The organism is Arenicella chitinivorans, assembly GCF_014651515.1.
In the GTDB taxonomy this organism is placed as follows: Bacteria; Pseudomonadota; Gammaproteobacteria; order Arenicellales; family Arenicellaceae; genus Arenicella; species Arenicella chitinivorans.
On the sequence record NZ_BMXA01000002.1, the window covers coordinates 245182 to 272006 of the forward strand.

22 protein-coding genes are annotated in these 26825 nt (G+C 52.1%); 11 read left to right on the plus strand and 11 right to left on the minus strand.

The genetic code is table 11. The annotated features are described in order from the left end of the window. Positions 1-51 precede the first annotated feature (51 nt). From IE055_RS06285 to IE055_RS06300, 4 genes are all read right to left on the minus strand, one after another. The gene (locus IE055_RS06285) at positions 52-3210 is read right to left on the minus strand and encodes an efflux RND transporter permease subunit (RefSeq protein WP_189399173.1); all 3159 of its coding nucleotides are present in this window, start codon (positions 3208-3210) and stop codon (positions 52-54) included. Beyond that, positions 3207-6380: an efflux RND transporter permease subunit gene (locus IE055_RS06290; protein WP_189399174.1), complete on the minus strand. Its 3174-nt coding sequence runs from the start codon at positions 6378-6380 to the stop codon at positions 3207-3209. The genes IE055_RS06285 and IE055_RS06290 overlap by 4 nt, the downstream gene beginning before the upstream one ends. Positions 6381-6424: 44 nt before the next feature. Continuing rightward, the gene (locus IE055_RS06295; protein ID WP_189399175.1) at positions 6425-7849 is read right to left on the minus strand and encodes an efflux RND transporter periplasmic adaptor subunit; all 1425 of its coding nucleotides are present in this window, start codon (positions 7847-7849) and stop codon (positions 6425-6427) included. Between the two features lie 67 nt (positions 7850-7916). Beyond that, positions 7917-9503, minus strand: a complete 1587-nt coding sequence (locus IE055_RS06300; RefSeq protein ID WP_189399176.1) for a TolC family protein — start codon at positions 9501-9503, stop codon at positions 7917-7919. A 434-nt stretch (positions 9504-9937) separates the two neighbouring features. Between IE055_RS06300 and argB the strand changes: the two genes are divergently transcribed. Genes argB through IE055_RS06330 form a run of 6 tightly spaced genes read left to right on the plus strand, consistent with a single transcriptional unit; the run spans position 9938 to position 15561 of the window. Next, complete coding sequence (argB, locus tag IE055_RS06305) at positions 9938-10798, plus strand: acetylglutamate kinase (RefSeq protein WP_189399177.1); 861 nt, start codon at positions 9938-9940, stop codon at positions 10796-10798. Positions 10799-10803: 5 nt separating this feature from the next. Continuing rightward, complete coding sequence (locus tag IE055_RS06310) at positions 10804-12120, plus strand: hypothetical protein (protein WP_189399178.1); 1317 nt, start codon at positions 10804-10806, stop codon at positions 12118-12120. Further along, on the plus strand, positions 12120-12881 hold the full coding sequence (gene modA, locus IE055_RS06315; RefSeq protein WP_229794172.1) for a molybdate ABC transporter substrate-binding protein: 762 nt from the start codon (positions 12120-12122) through the stop codon (positions 12879-12881). Before IE055_RS06310 ends, modA begins: the two co-directional genes overlap by 1 nt. Beyond that, a complete protein-coding gene (gene modB / locus IE055_RS06320) occupies positions 12881-13561 on the plus strand; it encodes a molybdate ABC transporter permease subunit (RefSeq protein ID WP_189399179.1) in 681 nt (226 codons plus the stop codon). Before modA ends, modB begins: the two co-directional genes overlap by 1 nt. After that, on the plus strand, positions 13558-14637 hold the full coding sequence (gene modC, locus IE055_RS06325; protein WP_189399180.1) for a molybdenum ABC transporter ATP-binding protein: 1080 nt from the start codon (positions 13558-13560) through the stop codon (positions 14635-14637). The genes modB and modC overlap by 4 nt, the downstream gene beginning before the upstream one ends. Before the next feature lie 18 nt (positions 14638-14655). Beyond that, the gene (locus IE055_RS06330; RefSeq protein WP_189399181.1) at positions 14656-15561 is read left to right on the plus strand and encodes a DMT family transporter; all 906 of its coding nucleotides are present in this window, start codon (positions 14656-14658) and stop codon (positions 15559-15561) included. Between the two features lie 30 nt (positions 15562-15591). On the opposite strand, the gene IE055_RS06335 is transcribed toward IE055_RS06330, so the two are convergent. Both IE055_RS06335 and IE055_RS06340 read right to left on the minus strand, forming a co-directional pair. Next, positions 15592-16740 (minus strand): serine hydrolase domain-containing protein, encoded by a 1149-nt coding sequence (locus tag IE055_RS06335; protein ID WP_189399182.1) that lies wholly within the window; start codon positions 16738-16740, stop codon positions 15592-15594. A gap of 64 nt (positions 16741-16804) precedes the next feature. Further along, positions 16805-17281 carry an Lrp/AsnC family transcriptional regulator gene (locus IE055_RS06340; protein ID WP_189399183.1) on the minus strand — a complete coding sequence of 159 codons (477 nt, stop codon included), beginning with the start codon at positions 17279-17281 and terminating at the stop codon, positions 16805-16807. 135 nt (positions 17282-17416) lie between these two features. Between IE055_RS06340 and leuA the strand changes: the two genes are divergently transcribed. After that, positions 17417-19093, plus strand: coding sequence for a 2-isopropylmalate synthase (gene leuA / locus IE055_RS06345; RefSeq protein ID WP_189399184.1), 1677 nt, complete (start codon positions 17417-17419; stop codon positions 19091-19093). A gap of 109 nt (positions 19094-19202) precedes the next feature. Beyond that, positions 19203-19670 (plus strand): RT0821/Lpp0805 family surface protein, encoded by a 468-nt coding sequence (locus IE055_RS06350; protein ID WP_189399185.1) that lies wholly within the window; start codon positions 19203-19205, stop codon positions 19668-19670. 87 nt (positions 19671-19757) lie between these two features. On the opposite strand, the gene IE055_RS06355 is transcribed toward IE055_RS06350, so the two are convergent. The 5 genes from IE055_RS06355 to IE055_RS06375 form a co-directional block, all read right to left on the minus strand. After that, entirely contained in the window at positions 19758-20282 is a 525-nt protein-coding gene (locus tag IE055_RS06355) for a gamma carbonic anhydrase family protein (protein WP_189399186.1), read from the minus strand. A 2-nt stretch (positions 20283-20284) separates the two neighbouring features. After that, complete coding sequence (locus tag IE055_RS06360) at positions 20285-21457, minus strand: sodium ion-translocating decarboxylase subunit beta (protein ID WP_189399187.1); 1173 nt, start codon at positions 21455-21457, stop codon at positions 20285-20287. Positions 21458-21466: 9 nt separating this feature from the next. Then, complete coding sequence (gene oadA / locus IE055_RS06365) at positions 21467-23281, minus strand: sodium-extruding oxaloacetate decarboxylase subunit alpha (RefSeq protein WP_189399188.1); 1815 nt, start codon at positions 23279-23281, stop codon at positions 21467-21469. A gap of 23 nt (positions 23282-23304) precedes the next feature. Continuing rightward, on the minus strand, positions 23305-23547 hold the full coding sequence (locus IE055_RS06370; RefSeq protein WP_189399189.1) for an OadG family protein: 243 nt from the start codon (positions 23545-23547) through the stop codon (positions 23305-23307). An 85-nt stretch (positions 23548-23632) separates the two neighbouring features. Continuing rightward, entirely contained in the window at positions 23633-24883 is a 1251-nt protein-coding gene (locus IE055_RS06375) for a M18 family aminopeptidase (protein ID WP_189399190.1), read from the minus strand. A gap of 70 nt (positions 24884-24953) precedes the next feature. Here IE055_RS06375 and IE055_RS06380 point away from each other — a divergent pair, with 70 nt between their 5' ends. From IE055_RS06380 to IE055_RS06390, 3 genes are all read left to right on the plus strand, one after another. Beyond that, complete coding sequence (locus IE055_RS06380; RefSeq protein WP_189399191.1) at positions 24954-25427, plus strand: DnaJ domain-containing protein; 474 nt, start codon at positions 24954-24956, stop codon at positions 25425-25427. 121 nt (positions 25428-25548) lie between these two features. Beyond that, on the plus strand, positions 25549-26085 hold the full coding sequence (locus IE055_RS06385) for a hypothetical protein (protein ID WP_189399192.1): 537 nt from the start codon (positions 25549-25551) through the stop codon (positions 26083-26085). Between the two features lie 161 nt (positions 26086-26246). Continuing rightward, on the plus strand, positions 26247-26825 hold the full coding sequence (locus IE055_RS06390) for a TetR/AcrR family transcriptional regulator (protein ID WP_189399193.1): 579 nt from the start codon (positions 26247-26249) through the stop codon (positions 26823-26825).

Here is a 26825-nt window from a genome sequence, read left to right on the forward strand (position 1 = left end):
CGCCCAGCCTCTCTAGGCGGCGGCCGTCTTTGACCTAAGAGTCCGTCCTGATCAGCTGGACGGAAGCCCGGCGACCGCATGACGCGAAATATCACTAGGTTGGTCATTCCACCACAGTCCGATGCGGTGGAAAATCAGGTAGTTAACTGGAATCACGACCAATGTGATCAAGGTGGCAAATAAAATGCCAAAGCCTAACGACACCGCCATCGGCACCAGCGCTTGAGATTGGGTGTCGCTGGTGACCATGAGGGGTAATAACCCAACGAAGGTAGTGAGCGACGTCAGCATTACCGGTCGAAACCGAACCTCACCTGCGGTTAGAACTGCCTCCATTATGTGAACCCCTTTGGCACGCTGCTGATTAATGTAATCAACTAGGACTAGGCTGTCGTTGACCACGATCCCGGTGAGTGCCAACACGCCCATGATACTGAGCATTGAGAAGGGCAGCCCCATTATGATGTGACCGATAATCGCACCGACGATGGCCAGCGGGATGATCGACATCACGATAAACGGCTGTGAAAACGATTTAAATGGAATCGCCAGTAATGCGTAAATCATGATAATGACCAACATGAAGCCCAGCGCGAAGCTCGCATTGGTTTCACGTTGATTCTCAGCCTCGCCATCCATGCTGTAACTCAAGCTTGGCTCTTGGGCGAACATTTGGTCTAGAAATTCGGTCAAGTCACGACGGATGATTTCCACATCATAATTCGACTTATCTAGATTGGCGCTGACCGTGACTGTACGTCGCTGGCGGTCACGATAAACTGCTGAGGGGCTAGTGCTCGGGTGCAGCTCGGCCAGTTGTGACAATGGAATCGTACGGTCGCTGTTGCCGACGCTGATCGGCATGTTTTCCACATCATTCATCGATGAACGATATTCCAGAGGATAGCGAACCATGACCTTAAGCTCATCCTGGCCACGTTGAATGCGTTGTGCTTCAAAACCAAACACCGCTTGCCGCACTTGTGACGAGATTGCAGACAGCGACAAGCCCAAGGAATCGGCTAACGGCGTGAGCTCAATTTGGACTTCTTCCTTACCAGAAGAAAAGTTGTCCTGAAGGTCATACACACCGGGATATTGTTTCAGGTATTCGCGAATCTCATCGACTCGCAGCGCAAGGCGTTCATCATCATTGCCATAAATCGCCACGGAAATGGGTCGACCAAAATCACCAAAGGTGGAGGATAAGCTGAATTGCTCGGCACCGGGAATGTCGCCAACGCGTTGTCGAAGTCTTTCTTGTACTTCGGTGATTGAAAAGTCCTCAGGGCGATTCTCACTCGTTTCGACTTCAATGATCACGATGCCTTTGTTGGTGCCGAAAGAAGGCGCGCCAGTGCCACCATCTAAAGTCAGCCCAGAAACCGAGATAACGTATTTGAACAAGGATTCACCGGTCTCGGGATTGACGTATTCCTCTGATAGCTCATTCGCCTGCTTCACAATGTGGTGTATATGCTCTTTGGTCGTGTCATAGCCGGTGGTACTCGGCATTGTCAAGCGGACATAGATGGCGTCGTCGACAAATTCCGGGGCAAAAGCAAAGCGAACCCAGCCGGTGCTAATTAACACGATGACTACGAAAAAGATACAAACCGCACTGACCACGGTAATCGTCTTATTGAACACGCAGCTATTCAAAAACGGCCGGTAGATGCGAATAATGGCGTTTTCAAAACCGCGTGAAAAATTCTGTTGCGTCCGTCCGAGCCAATTAATCTGATTCTCATCACGCGCCTTAATCGTGCTCATATGGGCAGGGAGGATAAGCTTGGATTCAATCAGCGAAAAGGCCAATACGGGGATCACAACCAAGGGGATTTGCTTTGCGAAAGTCGACAAAGCGCCTTCCACTGCCAACAGTGGAGCAAAGGCAATCATGGTTGTCACCACACCGAACGTCACAGGCACTGCGACCTCCTTAGTACCAAACACGGCAGCCTGGTCAGGCGGCATTCCAGCGCGCATGTGCCGGTATATGTTCTCGCCAGTGACAATCGCGTCGTCTACCACGATTCCCAGTACAATCAGAAACGCAAACATGGTCAGCATATTGAGCGACAGTCCCAATATGGGCATCATTGCAAAGGCGCCGAGAAAACATACCGGGATCCCGATGCCAACCCAAAGCGCCACAGCAGGGCGTAAAAACAGGGCCAATAGAATCATCACCAGCACGCCACCTTGCCAGGCACTTTTGATCAGCGTTGATAATCGACTTTCAACGACTTTGGCAGTCTCGCCATAGGTGCCGAGTTTGGCACCAGTGGGCAGGTTTGGTTGATACTCGGTGATGAATTGTTTGACGCGTTCCGAAATGTCGATGGTGCTCTGCTTGCCGACGCGATAGGCCTCGAAGGTAATCGCATCTTCGCCATTGTACTGGGTCTCCACTTGCACCAGTTGATAGCCATCAACCACGCGGGCGATGTCTTCTAGGTACACTACGCGATCACCAGAGTTGGTCACCGGAATTCGTCGGAATTCTGCCGCTTGATAGGCCTGGCCATTACTTCGAACCAAGATGTCACCGTCTCGCGTTTTCAGGTTGCCTGCTGAGATATCCACGGAGTTTCGCTGAATCGCTTGACCGATGTCAGCTAAGGTCAGGTTGTACTGCTCCAGAGTGTGCGGTGCCACCTCAATGTGGATCTCGCGCGGTGGGGCCTGCAATTGGCCGACTTGGGTCACGCCGTCGACCCGCAACAGTGCTTCACGTGCGTCGGACGCTGTTTGATAAAGCTCATCGTAGGTCAGCTCTGAGCCATAGACTGCCAGCCCGATGACCTGAATCGGGACATCTGCGATCTGAATGATCGGGCGTTCCGCATCCTGCGGTAAGGTGGACAGCGCGTCCACGCGGATTTTAACGTCGCTCAGAATTTCCTGGTCGTCGTAACCTCCTTCGATCTGAGCGAACACCATGGACATTGCTTCGGCCGAGCGAGAGGTGATTTTCTCGATACCTTCGATGTCAGAAATGGCTTCTTCAATGCGGGTGGTGATGGTTTCTTCAATGGACTTTGGGTTTCCCCCGGGTAGCACGGTGGTAATGGTGATCGTGTCGAGCTGAAAATCAGGCAACAATTCCAGCGCGATATCGCGTGACAACGCCATGATGCCCATAATCACGATGCCAATCATCAACAGATTGGCTGCAACGTGGTTTCTAGCAAACCATTGAATCATGAGTTACTCCCGTAAGTCTCGCGCAGCATTAGCTCGCGATGCGTGTTATCGCCATGCCAAAAGTTCAGCATGCTGTGTTTGAACTGGTAGGCCAAAATGTAATTGATTGGCACAATAATCAGTGTGACGAAAGTGGCGAATAGAATGCCAAACCCGAGTGAGATCGCCATCTGCTTTAAAAACTCTGCTTGCGTGCTGAAGTCCAGCAATAAAGGCGTGAGGCCCGCGAAGGTTGTGAGCGACGTCAGGAGCACCGGGCGGAAGCGAATTGCACCGGCACTCAATACCGCGTCCAACACAGACATGCCCTCTTTACGCCGCTGATTAATGGTATCGACCAAAACCAGACTGTCATTCACTACCACACCTGCCAGCGCCAGCATGCCAACAATGCTCAGAAAGCTCAGGTCACGTTGCAGCAGCATGTGGCCTAAAATTGCGCCAACAATGCCAAAAGGAATGACCGACATCACAATAAACGGCTGACCGTACGATTTAAACGGAATCGCCAATAATGCGTAGATCGCAATGAGCACAATAACAGTGCCAGAGGCCAATCCGGCATTGGACTCTGCTTGTTCTTCCGCTTCGCCTTTGAACTGGTAGGATACGTCCGGATAACTCTGCTGGACCTCCTGCATAAAGGATTCGAGCTCGCGCATGATTGCGCCCATGTCGGCGATGTCTTTATCTACGTCTGCGCGTACGTTCAAAATACCTTTGCGATTTAGACGATACAAAGTGGTTGGGCTCGACCCAGTGCTCAAGTCTGCAATATCTGCCAATGGAATTTTCGTTGCGCTGTTGGCTACGCGGATCGGCAATTGCTTTAAATCTTCGATCGCTGAGCGATACGCCAGTGGATAGCGAACCATCACACGAATATCATTTCGGCCTTTCTGAATACGTTGTGCCTGAAAGCCAAAAACACCGTTGCGCACCTGTTCGGCCACGTCAGCTAGGCTTAGGCCCAGCGCATAGGCTGCTGGCTTGAGTTCAATATTAAGCTCTTCTTTACCGCCAAAATAATTGTCCTGAATATCGTAGATTGGAGGAAACTCGCGAAGCTTCTCACGCAGTAATTCGATTACCGCGCCTGCGCGATTGAAATCTGGGCTCGACAATTCAATATCGATCGGACTAACGCCACCGCCAGTTTCAGCGCGCACACTGAATTTTTGCATGCCAGGGATTTCACCGATGGCAGCCCGCACTTCACGACCCAGCTCCGAGGCCGTGATATCGATATGGCGCTCTGGCGGCGGTATAATCTCTACGCTAACTCGACCGACTGACGGTTTATTCACGCGCCCAGCACTGCCGCTGGTGGAAAAAACGTGTCGAATAATGGAGACGCCACTTTCTGGGTCGCGGTATTTCTCCTGCAGAGCTTGTACCTCCCGAGTGATATTCTGAATGTGTCGATGCGTGGTGGCAAACGCAGTGGTGTCGGGCATCTCCAGCGAAAAGCGAATTTCCTCGGACTGCACTCGTGGCCATAGCGTAAACCGAATATGGCCGAGTTGCGCGTAAGCAATCACCACGGTGGACACTGCGAGCAATAGGGCAACGGTGATGGCTTTGTTGCTCACGCAACGTTGTAAGAACGGTTGGTAGTACCGGTCAATGGCGTTTTCCAGTCCGCGCGAAATGCGCATCTGAGTACGTGCCAGCCAACCTGATGCTTGTGACTCATCTCGTGGTTTGATATGGCTCAAGTGCGCGGGCAACACTAACTTGGACTCGATCAATGACATTAACAGAACTGGAATAACCACCATGGGTATCTGCGCGGCAAGAAACCCCTGTCGGTTATTGCCCAAATCCGCCAGCGGCGAAAAAGCCACTACGGTGGTCAGAATGCCAAAGGTCACGGGTAATGCAATCTGCTTGGTGCCCGTAATGGCTGCGGTTAGTGAGTCTTCGCCATCACGCATTCGCCGATAAATGTTTTCTCCCGTCACGATGGCATCATCGACCACGATCCCGAGCACGGTGATAAAGGCGAACAGGCTAACCAGGTTAAAGGTGCCGCCGACGAAGGGCATAAAAATTAAAGCCCCCATAAAGCTTACTGGTACGCCGAGAAACACCCAAAAAGCCACGGCAGGGCGTAGAAACAGGGACAATAAAATCAGCACCAGAATCCCACCTTGGATGCCACTGCTTACCAAGGTAGAAAGGCGTGCTTTGATGAGTACGGCGTCGTCATCCCAAAATTCCAGACTGATACCTGCCGGTAGTTTTTCGTCGGCGCTGGCAAGGTAGCTGTGTACCGCGTCTGCAACTTCAATTGCGCTTTGGTCCCCAATGCGGATAACCTCAAGCATGACAACTGGGCGCCCGTTGAACTCTGTGATCAGCGGCGTTTCTTCAAAGCCGTCATCAATCTGAGCGATATCGCCGAGTCGAATCGGTCGACCTTCGCCGTCAGTCAAAATCGGAATTTGTGCAAAGGCGTCGGCATCGTACGCTTGTCCGGCAGCGCGTACCAGTACGTCGCCACTACGAGACTGAATATTTCCGGCCGAGATATCGGCCGAGCCTTCGCGAATTTTCTGTCCGACCTGCGCCAGGGTTAAGCCATATTTGTCCAGCACTTCAGGCGGAACTTCCACGCTGATTTCGTAGTTCGCAGTGCCATCGAACTCCACCGTGGTAATGACGGGGTTGGTGAGCAGATCGTTGCGTACTTGGTCTGCTGCACCACGCAGTTGTTTGGCGTCGATCTCGTATGCTGGGTCGCCAATGACCGCTACGAAGATCACGCCAGAATTGCGCTGATTAATCGAAACCACGGGTTTTTCAGCGGCGGTCGGCAATGTGTTGAGAGCATCTACTCGAAGCTTAATATCGTTCAAGACCTTGCGCTTATCAAACCCGGCATTGACCTCAGCGATAACCTGCGAACTTCCCTCGGAAGACTGGCCATAGATTTTACCGACGCCTTCAAGGTCATAAATTGCCTGCTCGACGCGTGTGGTGATACCGTCTTCGACTGATTTGGGTGTGGCACCACGGAAGGCGGTCCGTACCGTGATACGGTCGGATTCAAAGGATGGAAAGACCTCCATCGGTATCGATCGTATGGCGGATGCACAGCCCGCAATGATAATGCCAATCATTAATAAGTTGGCTGCCACTGGGTTTCGTGCGAACCATTCAATCATTTGTCACACCTCGCGATTAATCACGCTGTTTCGGAGCACATGGCTTAATTGTCTGCGCTCGTGCTCTCTGCCGTGGAAACGGCCTCGGTCGCGCTGTCGCCATTGCTTTCACCGGCGTCTGCGGTCGGTTCGAGCGGTGCGACGTTCTCATCTGCAGATTCAGTCGTTACCGGCGCGGTTTCTGCCGGTTGGCTCTCCGGTTGCTCCGGCGCACTATTGGGCTGCGCCAGACCGGGGTCTGACAGCTTGACTTTGGCGCCGGCCAAGGTGCTGTTCAATGACGTTGTCACTACTAGGCGACCTGCTTCTAAGCCAGACTCAATTAACGCGTTTTGGTCGTCTTGCCATAAAACTTTTACCGGAACACGAACCAACTTGAGGTTATCCGCAGCGAATACGTACGACCCCTCGCGCAGCGCTTTATTGGGAATCACAAACGCGTTTTCGACGGTGCGCCCTTGAATGCGCGCATTCACAAATTGACCGATCCGCAATGGCGGTTTGTTACCGGTGGTGTTAAACGGGTCAATCACGCTGGCGATAATATCGATTTGCCGCGTGTTTAGATCAAAGGTACTGTCGGTGCGTGTCACGAGCGCGTCCCAGGTGTAACGAGTGCCGCCGACCTCAGAAGACAAAGTGACGTTGAACGGGTCCGCATTGGGGTTGGATAAATTATCCAGTCCCAGCTGCGCGAATTCATCCTGACTCAGTGGTAAACGTGCTTCAACTCGATCAGTTGCAAAGATTTCTGCGACCACGGTACCAACACTCAAGTATTGCCCGAGTACGGCATCGCGGCGAATGACGCGTCCCGTGTATGGCGCTTTGATGCGAGTCCGTTCCAAATTGAGTTTGGCGGTTTCCAGATTGGCTTCGGCTGACGCTAACTGCGCACGCGCGGCGCTGAGTTGCGGCTTACGTGCGACCAATTCTGGCGGTGTGCCGGTGTTTCCGAGTCGTTCCCAGTCGCGAATTGCTTGTTTGGCATTCGCTTGCTCTTGTCGAAAAGTCGCCTGTGCTTGTGATACCGCGGCGGCGGCTTGACTGAGTGCAGCCTGGTAATCGCGTTGATCGACCTCAATCAGGACATCACCCTTGCTAAAGGTACCGCCGGTTTTAAAATTATCGGAAACGGAGACAATTTCTCCGCGTATCTGTGATACCAGATTGCCGCGCGTGTCGGCTTGAATCGTGCCACTGGTATTGACCACGATCGGGTAATCCGATGGGGCAACTTGGATGACATCCACTTTTACCGTTGTCTCAGGGATTGGCCGCTTCTTGGCCTCTGGCTGTGACAGAACCAGTAACGTGATGACCGCGATGGTGACACCGACAATAGAAAGCACAATCCGCGCTTTGCGCGGTATCACTGAGAGGGCGGATTTGAAGGCTGATTTTCGGTTATTGCTGTCGTATTGGGTGTCGAACGAGTTGCTCGAAGGGTGCTCTAGATCACTGCTCATTAGTCATTATCATGTGCTTGCCACCGTCGCCTTGAGCAAACCCTTCAAGTTTGTCGACATTGTAGAGTTACTCGGTTTTGGAGGCGGATTCAGGTTCCTCTACCAGGTCGCTTGTCGTCTGCGCGGCAATCGGGCCTGGAAGCAATTGATTTTCACTGCGACTTTCTTCAGTCGCAAAGTCACCACCCAGCGCGAGATGAATACCGATACGGTTTTGCAGTAAGGCGTTGCGAATATTGATTTCGGTGCGCATCGAGTCAAACAAACTACGTTGTGACTGCAATACGGTGGTGTAGTTTTCGATTCCCGTTTGGTATCGATCCAGCGCCAGGTCAAGACCGCCTTGCGCCAGTCGCACGGCTTCTTTAATCGCGGTGTGTTGACGGCGCAAGATGGACTCGCGTGACAGAGAGTTCTCGACTTCTTCAAACGCATTCAAGGTGGTTTTCACCAAATTAGCGTAGGCCTGTTCAGCTTGATAGTAAGCCTGTTCTTCACGCGATTTTAGGGCGCCGGCTTGGAAGACCGGCTGCGCGATGCCGGCGACCAGAGTCGTAACTAGATTATTGTTCTCAAACAACTGATTGAAACTATCGCGGCTGTCTCCAATAGAACCGGTGAAATTAATGCTTGGGTAGCGATCACGGTTGGCCGCTTTGGCGTTGGCAACCTGTGATTCGTATTGAAACTGGCTGGCTTTGATGTCTGGGCGGCGTGTTAAAAGCTCCGCGGGTAGACCGGCTGGAATCGGGTCGGTCAGGGCTGGTAACTTGGCATCGAAGCTCATCGACAAAGTCGGATACTCTCCAAGTAGCGTCTTGAATGCGCGTAGAGAGCTGATGTAGTTAAATTTTGAGTCAGACAAATCTGCGATTTGACGTTGTACGTCGGTGCGACTCAAATAGACGTCCAGTGCTGAACGTAATCCGCGCTCGTAATTCTCTTCAATTAGTTTGGCGGTGTTTTGAAAACTTTCAAGGCGTTGTTCAGCCAGATCCAATTGGAGTTTGTTGGTCATCAAATTGAACCAAGCGCGGGTCACATTGGCGACCAGCGACAACTCGGCGGCGTTGTACAGCTCAGCCTGGGCCTGCGCTGACAGTGCCGTGGCTTTCTTGCGTTGCGTGAGTTTGCCCCATACGTCGGCTTCCCAAGCGATGTCGAGTGTGCCACTGACGGTGCGCACTTCGGTGGTGATCCCGTCCGTTTCAGTATCTCGGCGTGTGCTTTGGACGCCGGCTTGTACGTTTGGCCACAGACTGGCACCGGTCACCGTGACTTGTTCAATCGCAGACTTTAATTGCGCTGCGGAGCTCCACAGGTCTGGGTTGTTTTGTAATGCAGTCTGCACATAGGTTTCTAGCTCGGGGTCGTCGAACTGGCTGAGCCAACCACTTTGCACGGATTCTTCAGTGATGGTTGGTTCAAGCGCTTGTGATTCCTCCGCGGTTGCGGCGGGCGTCTGCTTTTGTGCCTGTGTGGTCTGCCAAGCTTGTGGAACCTCGACCTTCGGTTCACTGGGCAGCTTATCCAAGTTGGTCGCGCAACCACCGAGTAACAACATGGCGGCAATGCCCGCAACGCGTAATGGGGTAAGCGTGGATGGCTGAGGCAGGTTGGACACGGGTGAGGTGAGGTTGGTTCTATTTCTCATCAGTTTTCTGGCCTGGCTTAATCCGGCCTCATGTGTGTTTGTCGTCTAGATAAGATGGTAATAGTTACGAATTGGATTCAAAAATTGAACAAAAATCTCACGCTATTTCGCATCGCGGTGAATATGTACTTTAAGTTTGGGAAAAATGTCGAATTTCAAGTATCTATTTCTGATCAGTGATGCGCTTTGCCGGTGACGGGTGCAATGTCATCGGCGAGTATGATAGCTATTTTCCGACACTCTGTGTCGCCTAAATGTCATGACCTTAATACTATATACGTCGATGACGTGCAAATCCTGCTGAAGTCGTAAAAAAACTCCAGGTTTTACGCCGTCGCCAAAACGCATTCAATGAGACCGGCTGCGGCAGGCCGGTGGTATACTCAAAGCCACACTCAATATGACTCACCCGGTGAGTAACCCGATTGACCAGTATGTCCGAGACTACACAGCAGACCGCCAAAATATTAATTGAGGCCTTGCCTTATATCCAGCGCTTCCATGGCAAGACCATCGTGATTAAGTACGGCGGCAACGCCATGATCGATGAAGCTCTAAAAGAGAGTTTTGCACGCGATGTCGTCATGATGAAAGCCGTTGGCATGAATCCGGTTGTGGTGCATGGTGGTGGGCCACAGATTAGCGGCACGCTGGAGCGTGTTGGGAAGACCACTGAGTTCGTGGACGGGCTGCGCGTCACGGATGCCGAAACAATGGATGTGGTTGAAATGGTGCTCGGTGGTTTGGTCAATAAAGATATCGTGCGTTTGATCAACGCGCAGGGCGGTAAAGCCGTCGGTCTGAGCGGCAAAGATGGCGATATGATCCGCGCGCGTAAAATTAGCTCGGGGAAGCCCGATGTGGATTATGGTCACGTCGGCGAGGTGGATAGCATTAGTACCTCTCTAGTTGAGACGCTGGAGGCGGAGCGCTTTATTCCGGTCATTGCGCCAATCGGCGCTGGCAGTGATGGCGCAACATATAACATCAATGCGGATTCCGTTGCCGGTGCGCTGGCGAGTAAATTACAGGCGGAAAAACTGGTGTTGATGACGAACACAGTTGGTGTGCTGGACAAAGAGGGTAAATTGCTGACGGGTTTGTCAGCGACACAAATTGCTGGTCTAAAGGCCGATGGCACAATTCAGGGCGGCATGTTACCCAAAGTAGATTGTGCATTGGATGCGGTGCTTTGTGGGGTAAAAACCTCTCACATTATTGATGGCCGCGTCGATCACGCCTTGTTGCTTGAAGTGCTCACCGACAAAGGCGTTGGTACTTTGATCCGAGGTTAAACCCCATGCGCATTGTCACACAAACCTTGTTGCTGATCAGTATGGCGTTAGGTGGTGTGGCTGAGTCCGGCAAGGCTGCGGAGTTGGAGTGGGATTGCGGATGGTATCGCGGCGATTTAGTGGCCGGTGTGCCAACCGGCGAAGGTGAACTCGAATGCGATGAATTTGTGTATTCCGGTTCCTTTGTTGATGGCCTTCGCCAAGGCGAAGGCACGATTGATTTACGCGCTTCCGGGCGCTATGTTGGTCAGGTTGAGGATGGCGTGCCGAAGGGCAAAGGCATATTTTACCGGCCATCCGGTGAGTGGTTTGAGGGGCAATTTTCGGGCTGGCAGTTAACCGGGCGTGGCACGTTACACAGCCCGGCGGGCTACTATCTCGAGGGCGAGTTTGTGGATGGCGTGCTTCAGCAAGAAGGGCTTTTGGTCTTTGAAAACGGCGATCGCTACCAAGGGGACTTTCGTGATAATCAACCGCACGGCCGAGGTCGCTTTAAATTTCACGACGGCACTGAATACATTGGCGAGATCGTTGCTGGACGATTTCATGGGCAGGGATTGATTCGACTCTCCACTGGCGTAACCTATGAAGGTGTGTTTGATTCCGGGCGTCAGACGGGAGAGGGGACTATGACGTGGCCCGATGGGAAGCTGGCTAAGGGCTATTTTGTGGATGGCAAACTTCAAGGGCAAGGTGAAGTGAAATTTCCTAATGGTGATCGCTATGTTGGTGCGTTCGACGACGGTGTGCCGCATGGCCAAGGGCGATACACTTGGCTTAGCGGAGATGTGTATGCCGGCACCTTCGAACAACACGCGATTACCGGCCGAGGCGAGCTCGAGTGGGTCAATGGAAATCGTTACAAAGGTCAAGTCAAAGACGGAAAAATGCATGGCGATGGCGTATTGATATTACGAGACGGAACGCAGTACGCTGGGCAGTTCTTGCTTGGGGATATCACGGGCGAAGGCACACGCACGCTGGCCACTGGCGAAGTCTATGTCGGTCAACTTATTGAAGGGTTGCCGCACGGTGACGGCAAGCAAACATACCCCGATGGCAGTATCTTTATAGGCGAATTCAAACGTGGATTGCGAGACGGCAATGGCGAGCTAATTCAGACTGCAGATGGACTGCGTTATGTTGGCGAGTTCGAGAACGACCAGCCGCACGGCGTTGGCTCCATTTATAAAGACGACGAGATGGTCTACTACGGTAAGTTTGCTAGAGGTAAGCGCGCTGGAAAACTCAAATTCAAAGGGCGTCATCAACAGCGTCAAGGTCAGGACACTGAGGATGAGGTGGATGACTGGGAGTCTTGATGAGTTTTTGGGCTAGACTTGTGCCGATGTCGGGCACGCTAACGCGTTGCTTATTGCTCGGGTCGGTGTTGCTTGTCTCGGGGGGGGGCGTTGCGCAGGCAGACCCACTTCGCGTGGCGGTAGCCAGTAACTTCATGGGTGTGGCAACGCAGCTGGCTGCCAACTTCGAGGCTGAATTCGGATACCCTGTGACATTAATTAGTGGTTCGACTGGAAAGCATGCGCTGCAAATCCAACACGGTCTCTCGGTTGATCTTGTGTTGGCTGCCGACGTTGAACGCCCTGCCTTGTTGGAGCAGCAGGGTCTGACCATACCCGGGACGCGATTTACCTACGCTTTGGGGCGGTTGGCCTTATGGCAACCACAGGCAGTATCGCCCGGTCCTGAAACCATATCTCACAGTGACGGTGCTACGGTGGCGCTGGCGAATCCCAAACTGGCACCGTATGGACTGGCAGCTCAACGGGCTTTGATACGCTTGGATCCAGCGGTAAGCGTGAAACGCGTGTACGGCGAGAATGTGGCCCAGGCTTATCAGTTTGTCTATTCCGGTAATGCGCAACTCGGGTTGGTAGCCTACGCGCAGGTGTTATCACAGCCTCCAACGTCTTACTGGCTGGTTCCGGGATCTTTGCACGCGCCGATTGAGCAACAGGCAGTCTTGTTAAAAGAGACGCACGTCGGCCGTGCGTTTTGGCGTTATTTGCAGAGCGAGAAAGCGCTGGAGCTGATCCGTGAACATGGATACGATACGCCGTGATGCTCTCTGATTCCGACATAACCGCACTGATACTCACACTCAAGCTGGCCGCGCTCAGCACGTTGATATTAATGATGTTGGGGTTGCCATTGGCCTGGTGGTTGGCGCGTACGCAGTGGCGCGGTCGATTCCTTGTCGAAGCACTGGTGGCTTTACCGCTCGTGCTGCCGCCGACGGTACTTGGCTTTTATCTGCTGATTGCGTTCAGCCCGAATGCATGGTTGGGTCGCTGGTATCAGCACATTACCGGGTCACAACTGGCGTTTTCGTTTAGCGGGCTGGTGATCGGTTCGGTGTTGTATTCGCTGCCATTTGTGGTGCAGCCTTTGCAAACTGCATTCAGTGCGATCAAGTCCGATCTAATCGATGCAGCAGCGACCTTGCGAGCCAGTCCGATTGACCGTTTTTTTAACTTGGTGTTGCCGTTGGCACGGCCCGGTTTGGTCGCGGCAATGGTATTAGGTTTCGCGCATACCCTGGGTGAATTCGGCGTGGTGTTGATGATCGGGGGTAATTTGCCCGGCGAAACGCAAGTCGCATCGGTTGCCATGTATGAGCACGTTGATACATTACAGTTCGAAAACGCGCATGCACTCGCAGGGACGTTATTGTGTTTGTCATTTGTGTTGCTTGTTGGTGTGTACGCGACACACAAACGCTATTCGGTGCTACGCTGGTGAGTTTAGAGCTGAAGTTGGATATGCATCGCGGTGACTTTGCCTTGCAATTAGAGCTTAGCTTGGCGGCTAGCGGCGTCAACGCATTCTATGGACCTTCGGGTTGTGGTAAAACCAGCGTGTTAAGGACGATTGCTGGCTTGGACCGGGCGTCCGCTAATCGCGTTCGTTTTCAGTCCACTATCTGGCAGGGCGCAGACACCTTTGTGCCTGCGCATCGCAGAGGTGCCTTGTTGGTGTCACAGCACAGTGACTTGTTTCCGCACCTGAATGTGCGGGGTAATTTGAAGTTTGCCGCGTCACGAGCGTCGCGGCCGTCGGCGCGTTTCGCGCTAAACGACGTGGTCGCACACTTGGGTCTGGAGTCGCTGTTAGATCGGCCAATCACCAATTTGTCCGGCGGTGAGCGGCAACGAGTCGCGATCGCGCGCGCTTTGTGTGGTGTGCCAGATATTCTCTTGATGGACGAACCACTCGCAGCATTGGATCAAGCGGCGAAGCAAACGCTATTACCGTACTTGGAGCAGCTGTCTCGGCACTTTGATGTGCCCATTGTCTATGTGACGCATTCGCTGGATGAGATTGCGCAATTAGCAGATTATCTGGTTGTCATGGCACGCGGTGCAATCGCGTATCACGGTGACACAGCGGCCATGCTGACACGTTTGGATACGCCATTAGCGCAGGCCGAGTCGGCCGAATCGGTCGTGCAAGCCTGCGTCATTGCGCACGATAACGCGTTCGGTTTGAGTTATTTGGATTCGCCGATTGGGCGAGTCAGCCTGTTGCAGAGAGCGTTGCCGGTTGGCGCTGAAGTGCGACTTAGAATTGCAGCACGCGATGTCAGTATTACGCTCGAACAACAAACTGGCTCAAGTATTTTGAACGTGTTTCCGGCGGTAGTGGACTCTATGGTGGCTTTGTCGCCAGCGCTCACACTGGTGCGTGTGCTGGCGGGCGAAAATCCGGCGACCGCAGTACCCGTGGTCGCGCGGATTACCAGTTTGTCGGCCAGTAGACTTGCTTTGCAACCGGGAAAGTCGGTCTTTATTCAAGCCAAAAGTGTGGCGTTATTCTGATGCGAAAGTGAGAAGCTAATGGGTATTGGTGAAGTGTTTGCAATTGCCTGTGCGCTCATGTGGGCGAGCGCGGTGGTGTTGTATAAATACGTTGGCGACAGCATGAGTGCCAACACGCTGAATCTGGTTAAGAACCTGATCGGTCTGGGCTTATTGATCCCCACGGCATTGGTGGTGGAAGGTTTGACTCTGCCCAGTTTAAGTGGCGAGCAATGGTTGATTCTGGTGGCCAGTGGGTACGGGGGGATCGCGATCGCCGATACCTTTTATTTGCAGGCTCTGCGACATTTAGGGGCTGGGCGAACCGCGATTGTTGCTAGTTTGTACAGCCCTTTCGTGGTGATCTTATCGATTTTGTTTCTTGGTGAATCCTTGGCCTTATGGCAGTGGCTGGGCTTTTTGTTGGTGCTGTTGGGTATTCTGATCGCGGTATACCAGCGACGATATCAGGCAGTGGATCGGGAGCAACTGGTGGTGGGCGTAGCGTTGGCTTCCAGTTCGGTGTTTCTGACGGCGGCCGGCGTGGTCGCGATGAAGCCGATTCTGGATAACAGCGGTTTCTTTTGGATGGTCAGTTTGCGCTTACTGGCTGGGATCGTGGGGATGGTGTTGTACATCGTACTACGCGGACAGATTCAATCCACTTGGCGGGTTGTGACCCAAGAACAACATCCGTGGTTATGGATTGTCGTGGCTGCTGTGCTTGGTACGTACTTCGCGATGTTGTTCTGGCTCGGCGGTTTTAAGTATACCGATGCCTCCGTGGCTTCAGTCCTCAATGAGACCGCCAACATGTTTATAATTGTGATGGCCTGGTTGTTCCTCAAGGAAGAACTAAACCGACGCAAAATTATTGGTGTAATGCTGACTTTTATTGGTGTGGTGGTGTTTCTGGGGCTAGTGACGCCACCGGGTGCCGCTTAATCGGCACCCAGGGGGGGGCGTTGCCACTGGCTAGTCAATCAGGCTCAATCCGACCGACACATATTCCGGAACCGTGTCCTTTACGTGGTCGCGGGCAGGGTCGGTTCGCTCGCCGAGCCGTACGACAACCATATTGTGCTCCGGGATCACCACAATGTGTTGCCCCAGGTGACCGCTAAACCAGTAGTAGCCGGGGTTCTTGTGCATACCCAGCCAGGTCGATAGCCCGTAGTGCTCAACCAGTCCAGGTTGAATCATTTGTTGAATGAAATCGGCGGGCACCAGTTGTTGTGCATTCCATCGTCCTTGGTTCAACATCAATTGGCCTAATCGTGAGTAGTTGCGCGCATTGGTATTGAGACAGCAGAACACCAACTCCATACCGTTGTCATCCAGATGCCACAAGGCGTCATCGTTCATCTGCATCGGCTGCCACAGTTTCTCGCTGAGGTACTGACTTAAGGTCTCAGCCGCACCAGCCTGCTGTAATGCGCGTAGCAGGAAGATACCCATCAGCTCGGTGGATGCGCTGGAGTAGTACCAGTAACTGCCGGGTTCGGAGGTGAATTTCCCATTGAGTAGAAAACTCCGAATATCGTCGCCATACAACAATTCGACCGTTGGACTGAAGGGCGAATAGTAGTGCTCATCCCATTCATAGCCCGAATCCATGGCGGAGAGCTGACCGATGGTGGCTCTGCTGCCTAAGGGGTCGGATTTGAATTCTGGCAGAAAGTCCGTGATGGGTTGATCCAGCCCTTTGACATGACCTTCCTCGATAGCGATACCCAGCATCAGAGTGGTCACCGTTTTCGCCATTGAAAACGAGTTAGTCTTGCTGCGATTTGAATACCCATCGAAATAGGTTTCGTGCAAGACTTGGCCATCTTTGAGCACCAGAAATGCGGCAGAGTCGTACGCGATTAACTGTTCGACGAACTCCGGTGGCAGTGGTGCTTTATTGTAATCTGGGTGTTGGCTCAATTCGGATGGGTTGGCGGTGGTAATGACCCGCGTGGCAAACTCAGGATGGTCATTGATGTTGGCAGTTACATGCCCTGCCATATAAGTACGCTGAAGGCTGGTGATGATGTAGCCATGCCCGGTTGCATACAGTCCGACCAGCAGAAGCAGGATCAGCGCAGCAATTAGCAGCAGACTTCGAGAGAGTAGTTTCATAGGGGAATTTCGTGGTTATGTCGGGCGGCTACGTGGTCGACCCGTACGTATTATTAGTGTTGTTTTAAGCAGATGTCTGCAGCGGCAATACACATTTATTGATGGGCTGGCGTAACACGAAGCTAGTGTGAACACCGCTGACACCATCGAGCTTGGTAAGTCGACGTAGCAGAAACTCTTCATAGTGTCGCATATCTCGTACCAGAACTTTGATTAAAAAATCCGAATCTTGCCCCGTGACCACATAGCATTCCATGACCTCAGGTAAGGCCGCAGCAGCGTGTTCAAATTTTTCGAAACGATCTGCCGTGTGTCGATCCATGGTCACGCTGATCATCGCGGTTAGATTTAATCCCAGTTTTTCGGCATCCAGCACGGTGATATGCTGTTTGATAATGCCAGCGTCTTCTAGCTGCTTGACGCGCCGCGCACAGGGGGTTGCCGACAGGTTGACGCGTTCCGCAAGTTCCAGGTTGCTCATGCGCGCGTTCTGTTGCAATTCTCGAAGAATGTGTCTATCTATGTTGTCAATTTTAGCCATAAAATCTATCAAATCATAAAAACGTAGTGTTTATGTCTAATTATTGTCGCTTTAATTTCTAGAATAGTCAAAAGCGCTAACACGACTTTCGTATAATTCAGTCTTGACTGCAAACACCGATTTCAAAGTATAGACATGAGCCGTTTCGACCACCGCAAATACACACCCATTCAACCGATTCACAAGCCCGACCGCCGCTGGCCGAATCGTGTGATCGAAGCCGCGCCACAATGGTGCAGTGTGGATCTGCGCGATGGGAATCAAGCCTTGATTGAGCCGATGTCGCCCGAGCAGAAGTTAGAGATGTTTGAGATGCTGGTGGATGTCGGGTTCAAGCAAATCGAGATTGGTTTTCCTGCTGCGTCTCAAACTGATTTTGATTTCGTGCGTAAATTGATTACCGAACAACGCATTCCAGACGACGTCACGATTCAGGTACTGACCCAGGCGCGAAAACCCTTGATCGAACGAACCTATGAATCGCTTAAAGGTGCGTCGCGTGCGATTGTGCATGTTTATAACTCCACCTCCACTGTGCAGCGTGAGCAGGTATTTAAAATGTCGCGTGAACAAATCAAACAAATTGCCGTCGACGGCGCGACCTGGGTGGGAGAAGGGGCGGCGCGGCAGCCTGAAACCGACTGGCAGTTTCAATATTCACCGGAGAGTTTTACCGGTACCGAAGTGGATTATGCGGTCGAAGTTTGTAATGCGGTGATTGATGTTTGGCAGCCGACGTCAGATAAAAAATGCATCATCAATTTGCCCGCCACGGTGGAGGTCGCCACGCCGAATGTGTATGCCGATCAGATTGAGTGGTTTTGCGAGCAAGTATCGCGACGTGATTCGGTGATTGTCAGTCTGCACACGCATAATGATCGAGGTTGTGGCGTTGCGGCCTCTGAGTTGGGCGTGCTGGCTGGGGCGGATCGTGTTGAAGGCACCTTGCTGGGTAATGGCGAGCGAACCGGTAATATGGATATTGTGACTATGGGTATGAATATGTATAGCGCAGGCGTTGATCCAGAGTTGGATTTTTCACATATGGATCGCATTATTAATGTGGTTGAAAAATGCACGCAGTTGAAGGTGCATCCACGTCATCCTTACGCGGGCGAACTGGTGTTCGCGGCATTTTCCGGCAGTCATCAGGACGCAATTAACAAATGCCTGGCGCAATATCAGGAAGGCGAAACCTGGGAAGTCGCCTACTTGCCGATTGATCCACGCGATCTAGGGCGTAACTACCAACAAGTCATTCGAATTAATTCACAGTCTGGCAAGGGCGGTGTGGCTTATGTTCTGGAGCAAGAGCACGCCATCAAGATGCCGCGCTGGTTGCAGGTGGATTTCAGTCCAGTGGTGCAGGTCTTTGCCGAAGACTGCGAGTCCGAAGTTACTGCCGATCAGATCGTGTCGCTATTCGAAAAAACGTATATCGAGCCAGACAACGCCATTGCGTTAAAGAGTTACCAAGTGAATCGGGAGTCAGGCCTCGATGCAATGCAGGCGGTTCTGGTCGCAAATCACGCGGAGCACCCAATCCAAGGCGAGGGGCGTGGAGTGTTGGAGGCATTCGTGAGTGGTTTGAATCGACATACTCAACACGACATTGTGATTATTGAGTACGATGAGCATACGCTTGGGCACGATGATGCATCGGAAGCCATTGCTTATGTGCAAGTCAGTGTCAATGCGCAGCGTGTTTGTGGCGTCGGTCGAAGCCGAGACATTCTTGGTGCCACATTCATTGCGATTTTGAACGCGTTAGCGCGTGCTGAAAATATTAATGCGATGCGTTTGAGTGCGTAGAGTTAACGCACAGTCGCTGGATTAAATCGTTGTTACTTTACACTCTGTGAACACCAAGTGTGAAATCCTGCGCGTATCGACTCACTCTAAAACTAATGTAGGGTTACTTATGAAACGTACTTTAGCATCGGCAACGATAGCACTGATGGTGGCGGGTTTATCTGCCTGTGCCGTGAACCAGAATGGCACAGTCGGACCTGATCCCAATGTGTTCAATAAAGAAAATGTGATTCCGCTTGGTGGCGGGATTCTAGGTGCGGTGGTTTGTAACAAGCTGTTCAAAGGTCACGGTAGTCGTGATGGTTGGACTGCCGCTTGTGGTGCCGCAGGTTACTTTGCTTCAACGGCATTTGTGAAGAAACACAATCAGGCTCTTGAGAGTAATAAAGTTGGTCAGACCACGTATTGGAATGATCCCGATGGTAAGGCGCATTCGGTGACTCCAACACGCACGTACTATGAAGGTAATATGCCGTGCCGTGATTTTCGTCAGACGGTCGAAATCGACGGTCAAACGGAAATTATGCAAGGCAAGGCGTGTCGCCAAGCCGACGGGACTTGGAAGCTGGTCAGTTAAGGCCGGTTTATCCAAACAGCACAAGGCTGTGTGTTCAGGCGAGTATTGCTCGGTTGGCACACAGCTTTTTTTGAGTCTAACGCAGGTCTAGTCGTCAATCCGCACTAAACCTGTTCGATAACGTGCGCCGTTATCAACATAGTGTTTGGCACCTTCAGCTAGCCGTACCTGCAGTTTTTCATCTAAGGTTTTAACCACCTTAGCAGGAGAACCCAGCACCATCGAGCCGTCTGGTATTTCCATGTTTTCAGTCACCAGCGCATTCGCACCAATCAGGCAATTTCGTCCAATGCGTGCCCCATTCAGGACCACGGCGTTCATGCCGATCAAGGTGCCTTCGCCAATAACACATCCGTGCAACATAACTTTGTGACCAATGGTGACATTGGCGGCAATCTCAATGGGGTAGCCAGGGTCAACATGCAGTACTGAGCCGTCCTGCACATTACTGTTTTCACCGATCACAATGGGTTCATTATCAGCGCGAAGCACGCAGTTGAACCAAACGCTGGCGTTGGCTGCCATTTTAACCGCCCCAATTAACGATGCCGAAGGCGCAACAAAGCAGGTGTCGGCAATTTCGGGTTGGGTGTCATCAAGTTTAAAAATCATCGTTACATTCCCGATACCAGGCTGATCATTACGCCCGCAGCAACTGCGGAGCCAATGACACCAGCTACATTGGGCCCCATGGCGTGCATGAGCAAAAAGTTTTGTGGATTCGCTTCCAGTCCAACCTTATTGGCAACACGCGCTGCCATTGGCACCGCGGATACGCCAGCAGCGCCAATCAACGGGTTGATTTTCTGTTGCGAAAAGCGATTCATGAGTTTGGCCATTAATACGCCGGCGGCTGTGCCAATGCAGAATGCCACGGCGCCTAGTCCCAGTATCCCGAGTGTTTCAAGATTGAGGAATTTTTCGGCGCTCATCTTTGAGCCGACACCTAAGCCGAGGAAGATCGTGACCACATTGATGAGTGCGTTTTGAGTGGTGTCACTGAGCCGGTTTACCACACCACACTCGCGCATCAAGTTTCCAAAACAGAACATGCCGAGCAGCGGAGCGGCGTCGGGCAGCAAAAATGCGACCAGTACCAACAAGGTTAGCGGAAACACGATTTTCTCAAGCTTACCAACTGGCCGCAGTTGCTCCATCTTGATTTCGCGTTCTGCGGAGGTGGTCAGTGCGCGCATGATCGGTGGTTGAATGATCGGCACCAGCGCCATATACGAGTAGGCCGCGACCGCGACGGCACCGAGTAATTCCGGTGACAGTTTGCTGGTTACGAAGATTGCGGTCGGCCCGTCTGCGCCACCGATAATGCCAATTGAGGCGGCGTCTCGAATCGAAAAATCCATGATGCCGAAATGCCCCAACGTCACTGCACCGAGCACGGTGGTAAAAATACCAACTTGCGCCGCCGCACCAAGCAATAAGGTGCGTGGATTGGCCAGGAGCGGACCGAAATCGGTCATCGCGCCAACCCCCATGAAAATGAGCAACGGAAACAGGCCGGTTTCAATGCCTGCGTGGTAAATGTAATACAGTAAGCCGCCGGGGCTTTCCAGATTACCAGCGGCGTCAAAGACTGGGGCCAACTCAAAGCCCGCGCCGGGAATGTTTGCGAGCAGCGTGCCGAACCCGATGGGGACCAGCAGTAGCGGTTCAAAGCCTTTGCGAATGGCTAGAAAAAGCAGCCCGAGACCAACCAATAACATCACCAGTTGGCCGCCTTGTACCTGCGCTACGCCGGAGCTGAGCCAGAGATTATTTAACTGTTCCATGCGGCAGCCCTACGCGAGTGTGAGTAGCGTGTCACCAACCGCCACGGTGTCACCGGATTTGACGGCGACTTCAGCGATCTGTCCATCACGCGGTGCTGAAATATTGGTTTCCATTTTCATCGCTTCCAGCACGATGATGGTTTGGCCTGCTGTGACTGTGTCGCCCGGTTTGACCGGGATGGTGATCACGTTGCCTGCCAGTGGCGCAGTCACCGGTTCTGACTTTGTTGCCGGTGTCGCCGTGACTGATTCGCTTTTGTTCGGTGTGGTTTGCGCTTGACCTACAGGCGCGATGCCAGATAGATCACCGCCGGCGCTAACCGTGACGGTGTATGCAGTCCCGTCCACGTCCACGGTGTAAATTTCTTGCCCGTCTTCGCTGGTGACGATGGCTTTTGATTTTGTGATTTCACTGCCAGGAGCAGGTTCGAAGGCCGATGGGTTATCGCGGTTTTGCAGGAATTTCAGTCCCACTTGTGGAAACAACGCGTAGGTCAATACATCGTCCACATAATCTGATTGGGGTTTGGTGCGTAATGCATGTTGTTTAACCAGGCCGTCGAATTCTTGTGTGAGCTTATCCAACTCGTCTGACAGTAAGTCCGCAGGGCGGCAAGTGATCGCTTGCTCGCCATCATCGAGCACACGTTGTTGTAGTTCAGCATTGACCGGCGCCGGTGTGGCACCATACTCGCCACGCAGGACGCCAGCGGTTTCCTTCGCAATGTTTTTGTAGCGTTCACCCATCAGCACATTAATGACCGCTTGTGTACCAACAATTTGCGACGTTGGTGTGACCAAGGGAATGAAACCGAGGTCTTCGCGCACGCGAGGAATCTCTGCCAACACAGCATCAAGCTGATCTTCAGCGCCTTGTTGTTTAAGTTGGCTTTCCATATTAGTTAGCATGCCGCCCGGTACTTGGGCGACCAGAATGCGCGAGTCGACGCCGCGCAGTGACCCCTCAAACTGAGCGTACTTTCTACGCACGGTGCGAAAATAGCTGGCAATGTTCTCCAGCTTCGCGATATCTAGGCCGGTATCACGTTCGCTGCCTTCAAAAATCGAGACCACTGACTCGGTGGCGGAGTGCCCATAGGTCATCGACATCGATGAAATCGACGTGTCGACGGTGTCAATTCCAGCTTCGACGCATTTGGTGATGGTGGTGGTACTGAGTCCCGTTGTAGCATGCGCGTGCAACTGAATCGGAATATCCACGCACTTCTTGAGTTCGGTGACCAGCTCAAAGCCAACATACGGCTTGAGTAGACCCGCCATATCTTTGATGCATATCGAATCCGCACCGGCGTCTTCCAGTTGCTTAGCCAGGTCCAACCAAAGTTGTGTATTGTGTACCGGGCTGACGGTATAACTGAGCGTGCCTTGTGCGTGTTTACCAACTTGATTCACAGCTTTCAGCGCTGTGGTCATGTTGCGCATATCGTTCATGGCGTCAAACACGCGGAATACGTCAATGCCATTGACCGCACATCGTTCGACGAATTTGGTGACCACGTCGTCAGCGTAATGACGGTACCCAAGTATATTTTGCCCGCGAAACAGCATTTGCTGTGGCGTGTTGGGCATGGCTTTTTTGATTTCACGAATACGGTCCCAAGGGTCTTCCCCAAGATAGCGTATGCAAGCATCAAAGGTCGCGCCGCCCCAAGACTCCATCGACCAAAACCCGATTTTATCGAGTTCTGCGGCGACTGGCAGCATGTCGTCGATTCGCATACGGGTTGCGAGCAGGCTTTGATGTGCGTCTCGGAAGACGACTTCGGTAATGCCGAGTTTTTGTGAACCAGATTTAGTTTGCATAATGTGGTGACGCGGACGGGTAATTAGCGTTGGCGGTACAGCGCGATCGCTTTTTCGATGGCGCGGCGATGATTTTCAGGAATCGTGGTGTCGAGGCTGATGGCGGCCGATTGCGGTGTTGGCAAGTCTACGTCATCGTCACTAAAGCGCGTCACAATGCGCGACATCAAGACAGTAGCAAAAACTAGAATAGTCAAAAAAACAAACACCGTGCCCATGCCGTAAAGCATAAGGTTCAATCCTTGGTCGATCAGGGTTTCTTGCATGACGCGTTATCGCCTCCCAGCAGGTTTTTAATCGGGTGTGCGCACCATTCTACCGTAAATCGATGCGCACGTTGTTTTGGCTGCGTTAGCTGATAAATGCGCAGGCAGCTTGATACAAATACTCACAATCTTTGGTGCCCGCGGTTTCGCGAATTGAATGCATCGCCCATTGTGGTGCACCAACGTCTAAGGTTTCGATACCAAGCTCGGTCGCGGTAATGGGGCCGATGGTGCTGCCGCAGGCCATATCGCTGCGCACCACGAATTTCTGTAGCGGAACCCCGGCTGCCTGACAGCGTTTCTGAAACTTGGCAGAGCTGACGCTGGTGGTAGCATAGCGTTGGTTGTTATTTATCTTGATCACTGGACCGGCGTTCAGAATCGGGCCATGGTTTTTGTCGTGTTTGTCCGCGTAGTTAGGGTGAATACCGTGTGCATTGTCACACGATAGTAGTGACGAGCGACTAATAAGTTGTGTCAATTGCACTGCGCTATGAGTTAAGCGTTCCAATACTGATTTCAAAAACGGGCCATGCGCACCGCTGGCAGATGACGAGCCGACTTCTTCGTGGTCATTGGAGATAAATAGGGCGGCTTGATCTGATTGGCTGTCCAGAAGCGCGCGTGCCCCGATGTAGGTGCTGAGTAGGTTGTCTAGGCGTGCCGCGCAAATAAATTCGTTATTCAAACCAACCACGGAAGGCGCTTGGGTGTCGTAGCATGAAAGCTCGTACTCGAGTACATTCGCCATAGACTCGCCGCACTCAGCCAGCAGTAGGTCATCAAAACTTTGCTCTGGCTGCTGCGACAAAATCAGTGGCAGATGCGTCTGGGGGTTGATGACACGTGAGCTGTTGGCTTCACGATCAAGGTGAATTGCGAGATTTGGGATAACAGCCACGGGACGCTTGAAATCGATCAATTTGCTAACCACATTGCCGTGTTTATCTGTGCCGCTGACTCGACCTGCTATCGAGAGGTCGCGGTCTAGCCACGGGTGCAGCAACACACCGCCATACACTTCGACACCGAGCTGTGCATAACCGTGTGTTTTGACGTCAGGGTTGGGTTTGATACGCAGGCAAGGGCTGTCTGTGTGCGCGCCAACCATTTGCATGCCTTGCATCCAGTCTTTGCCGGTGCGAAAAGCAATTATCGAGGAATCGTTGCGCGTCACCACGTAGGCGCTGTTTGGCTTTATATCCCAGTTATCCCCTTCATTGAGCACGTCAAAGCCAGCGTCGGCAAACATGATCTTGAGGTTTTGGGTGGCGTGAAACGGCGTCGGTGATGCGGCAATAAAGTCGCACAGACCTGCGATTATGGGGTTCGGCATAGACATCGGTGTTAAAGTTGGTCGAATATCTCTATTATAACCTGTATCGCTCAATAACCACATTCGGTCCGTGCTGAGATCTTTACTTGTCATTGCGCTGGTAGCAGCGCTCATTTACGCTTATAAACGGTGGCAATCTGTGCCGACTGACGCACGTCGCCCGCTGTATAAAAAATGGGCTGTCTACGGTAGTCTGGGTGTGGTCTTGGCACTGGTCGTAGCGGGTCGTGCACATTGGGTTCTCGGAATAATGGCGGGTCTGCTGGCGATTGCTGCGCGTGCCATACAGTTTGCTCCGTACGTGCCGATCTTCAAACGGTTTATGGTCGGAGCGGATGCAACTGACTCAGACGGGCCCAACTCAGTAAGCACAAGTATGACACGCTCGCAAGCCGCGGAAATACTCGGTGTTGACGAAAATGCGCCTGTGGCGGAAGTCAAAGCAGCACACAAATCATTAATGCAGAAAATGCACCCAGACCGTGGTGGCTCGCCCGCCTTGGCTAAACAAATCAATCGCGCCAAAGACGTGCTCCTCGGTTGAGGTTTCCGTTTTAGACGGTGACTATTTAGAAAAGGAATTCTAATTAGGGCGCGGATTCTAAAATCCGATCGTATTATGCATGGCATTGACATAAACCCGATTTGAATTTTGGAGGCCAGTTATGGCAACTAAGAAGACCAGTGCTGCGAAAACCAGCACCGCTAAAGTAAAAAAAGCATCTGCAAAAGCGAAAGTTGAAATGAAAGAAGCTGTTGACGCAGTTGAAGATGTCGTGGATGCGGTAGAAGACGCTGTTGAAACGGCTGCGGAAGGCGTTTTGGCTAAAGTGAACGCCAACGTACAGAAAGCACAGCATGTGGCCAAGCAGGTTTGGTTCGCGGGTTTGGGCGCAGCCGGAAAAACGTATGAAGAAGTTGTTGGTCGGTATAACGCCCTGGGCGATGAGCTGCAATCACGCTACACCAAGTTGAACAACGACGGACAAGACTTGGTTGAAGACCTCGTTGCGCGTGGTGAGAAAGTTCAAGATCAGGCGGAAGCGCGTTTGAAAGAAGGCCGTTCAACGGTTGAAGACAAAATTGAAGAAGCGAAGGGCAAGTTGGTCGGTTTGAGTGCAAAGGTAGATATTCCTGCACGTTTACAGGACTTATCAGCCAAGCTGGATTCGCTGAGTAAAGACCTTAAGAAATCCGCATAATCTCGGATTCATTCCTCCTAGGCGGGTCTCAAGACCGGCTTTTTAAGAAGGTTCGTCGATTCCGACGGACCTTTTTTTTTGCGCTGTTGCGGTCGTTATATCCCACGTTGCATTATGTAATTGTATTGTGAAACACAACGGTTTCGACATACACTCTTCGCATGGCGAAAATGCGAACACGAGACCTGATTCTGGATGTCGCGCTGGTGCTACTCAATGAGCGCGGCGAAAGTGTTGTGACCAGTGTGGATCTGGCGCATGAAATGAATATCAGTCCCGGCAACCTCTACTATCACTTTAAGGGCAAGGAACAAGTTGTCGAGGAGTTGTACGCCCAGTTTCACGCTCGAGTATTGGTGGCTTTGCAGCAGATTACTGCACAGGCACGTGGCAACCCTAAAGAAACGCTGGCCGGGCTGACGGTGGTATCTGACATACTCCAACAATTTCGTTTCATCAGTCAGGATTTGCGTGGGATACATAAACGCTATGTTTCACTGCGCGATGCCATCGCCAAACTCTTGAGTCTGCTGTATCAGACTCTAAGCAGTTTAGTGAAGCTGATTATGGACAAGGCCCAGGTGGCCGATTCGTCCAGCGCTTCCGAGATGTTGGCTGACAACCTGCTATATACCTTGATCAGTTATGGTAGTTACGATGATTTGATTACCACCAAGAAAACGCAAACCAGCATTGAAGAGCACCTGTACTTACATTTTTTACCTTTCCTTGAAGACTGA

Bases quoted from the DNA above. Each gene is read 5' to 3' on its own strand.
- IE055_RS06285 (WP_189399173.1), bottom strand. From the start codon at position 3,210: ATGATTCAATGGTTTGCTAGAAACCACGTTGCAGCCAATCTGTTGATG.
- IE055_RS06290 (WP_189399174.1), bottom strand. From the start codon at position 6,380: ATGATTGAATGGTTCGCACGAAACCCAGTGGCAGCCAACTTATTAATG.
- IE055_RS06295 (WP_189399175.1), bottom strand. From the start codon at position 7,849: ATGAGCAGTGATCTAGAGCACCCTTCGAGCAACTCGTTCGACACCCAA.
- IE055_RS06300 (WP_189399176.1), bottom strand. From the start codon at position 9,503: ATGAGAAATAGAACCAACCTCACCTCACCCGTGTCCAACCTGCCTCAG.
- argB (WP_189399177.1), top strand. From the start codon at position 9,938: ATGTCCGAGACTACACAGCAGACCGCCAAAATATTAATTGAGGCCTTG.
- IE055_RS06310 (WP_189399178.1), top strand. From the start codon at position 10,804: ATGCGCATTGTCACACAAACCTTGTTGCTGATCAGTATGGCGTTAGGT.
- modA (WP_229794172.1), top strand. From the start codon at position 12,120: ATGAGTTTTTGGGCTAGACTTGTGCCGATGTCGGGCACGCTAACGCGT.
- modB (WP_189399179.1), top strand. From the start codon at position 12,881: ATGCTCTCTGATTCCGACATAACCGCACTGATACTCACACTCAAGCTG.
- IE055_RS06330 (WP_189399181.1), top strand. From the start codon at position 14,656: ATGGGTATTGGTGAAGTGTTTGCAATTGCCTGTGCGCTCATGTGGGCG.
- IE055_RS06335 (WP_189399182.1), bottom strand. From the start codon at position 16,740: ATGAAACTACTCTCTCGAAGTCTGCTGCTAATTGCTGCGCTGATCCTG.
- IE055_RS06340 (WP_189399183.1), bottom strand. From the start codon at position 17,281: ATGGCTAAAATTGACAACATAGATAGACACATTCTTCGAGAATTGCAA.
- leuA (WP_189399184.1), top strand. From the start codon at position 17,417: ATGAGCCGTTTCGACCACCGCAAATACACACCCATTCAACCGATTCAC.
- IE055_RS06350 (WP_189399185.1), top strand. From the start codon at position 19,203: ATGAAACGTACTTTAGCATCGGCAACGATAGCACTGATGGTGGCGGGT.
- IE055_RS06355 (WP_189399186.1), bottom strand. From the start codon at position 20,282: ATGATTTTTAAACTTGATGACACCCAACCCGAAATTGCCGACACCTGC.
- IE055_RS06360 (WP_189399187.1), bottom strand. From the start codon at position 21,457: ATGGAACAGTTAAATAATCTCTGGCTCAGCTCCGGCGTAGCGCAGGTA.
- oadA (WP_189399188.1), bottom strand. From the start codon at position 23,281: ATGCAAACTAAATCTGGTTCACAAAAACTCGGCATTACCGAAGTCGTC.
- IE055_RS06370 (WP_189399189.1), bottom strand. From the start codon at position 23,547: ATGCAAGAAACCCTGATCGACCAAGGATTGAACCTTATGCTTTACGGC.
- IE055_RS06375 (WP_189399190.1), bottom strand. From the start codon at position 24,883: ATGCCGAACCCCATAATCGCAGGTCTGTGCGACTTTATTGCCGCATCA.
- IE055_RS06385 (WP_189399192.1), top strand. From the start codon at position 25,549: ATGGCAACTAAGAAGACCAGTGCTGCGAAAACCAGCACCGCTAAAGTA.
- IE055_RS06390 (WP_189399193.1), top strand. From the start codon at position 26,247: ATGGCGAAAATGCGAACACGAGACCTGATTCTGGATGTCGCGCTGGTG.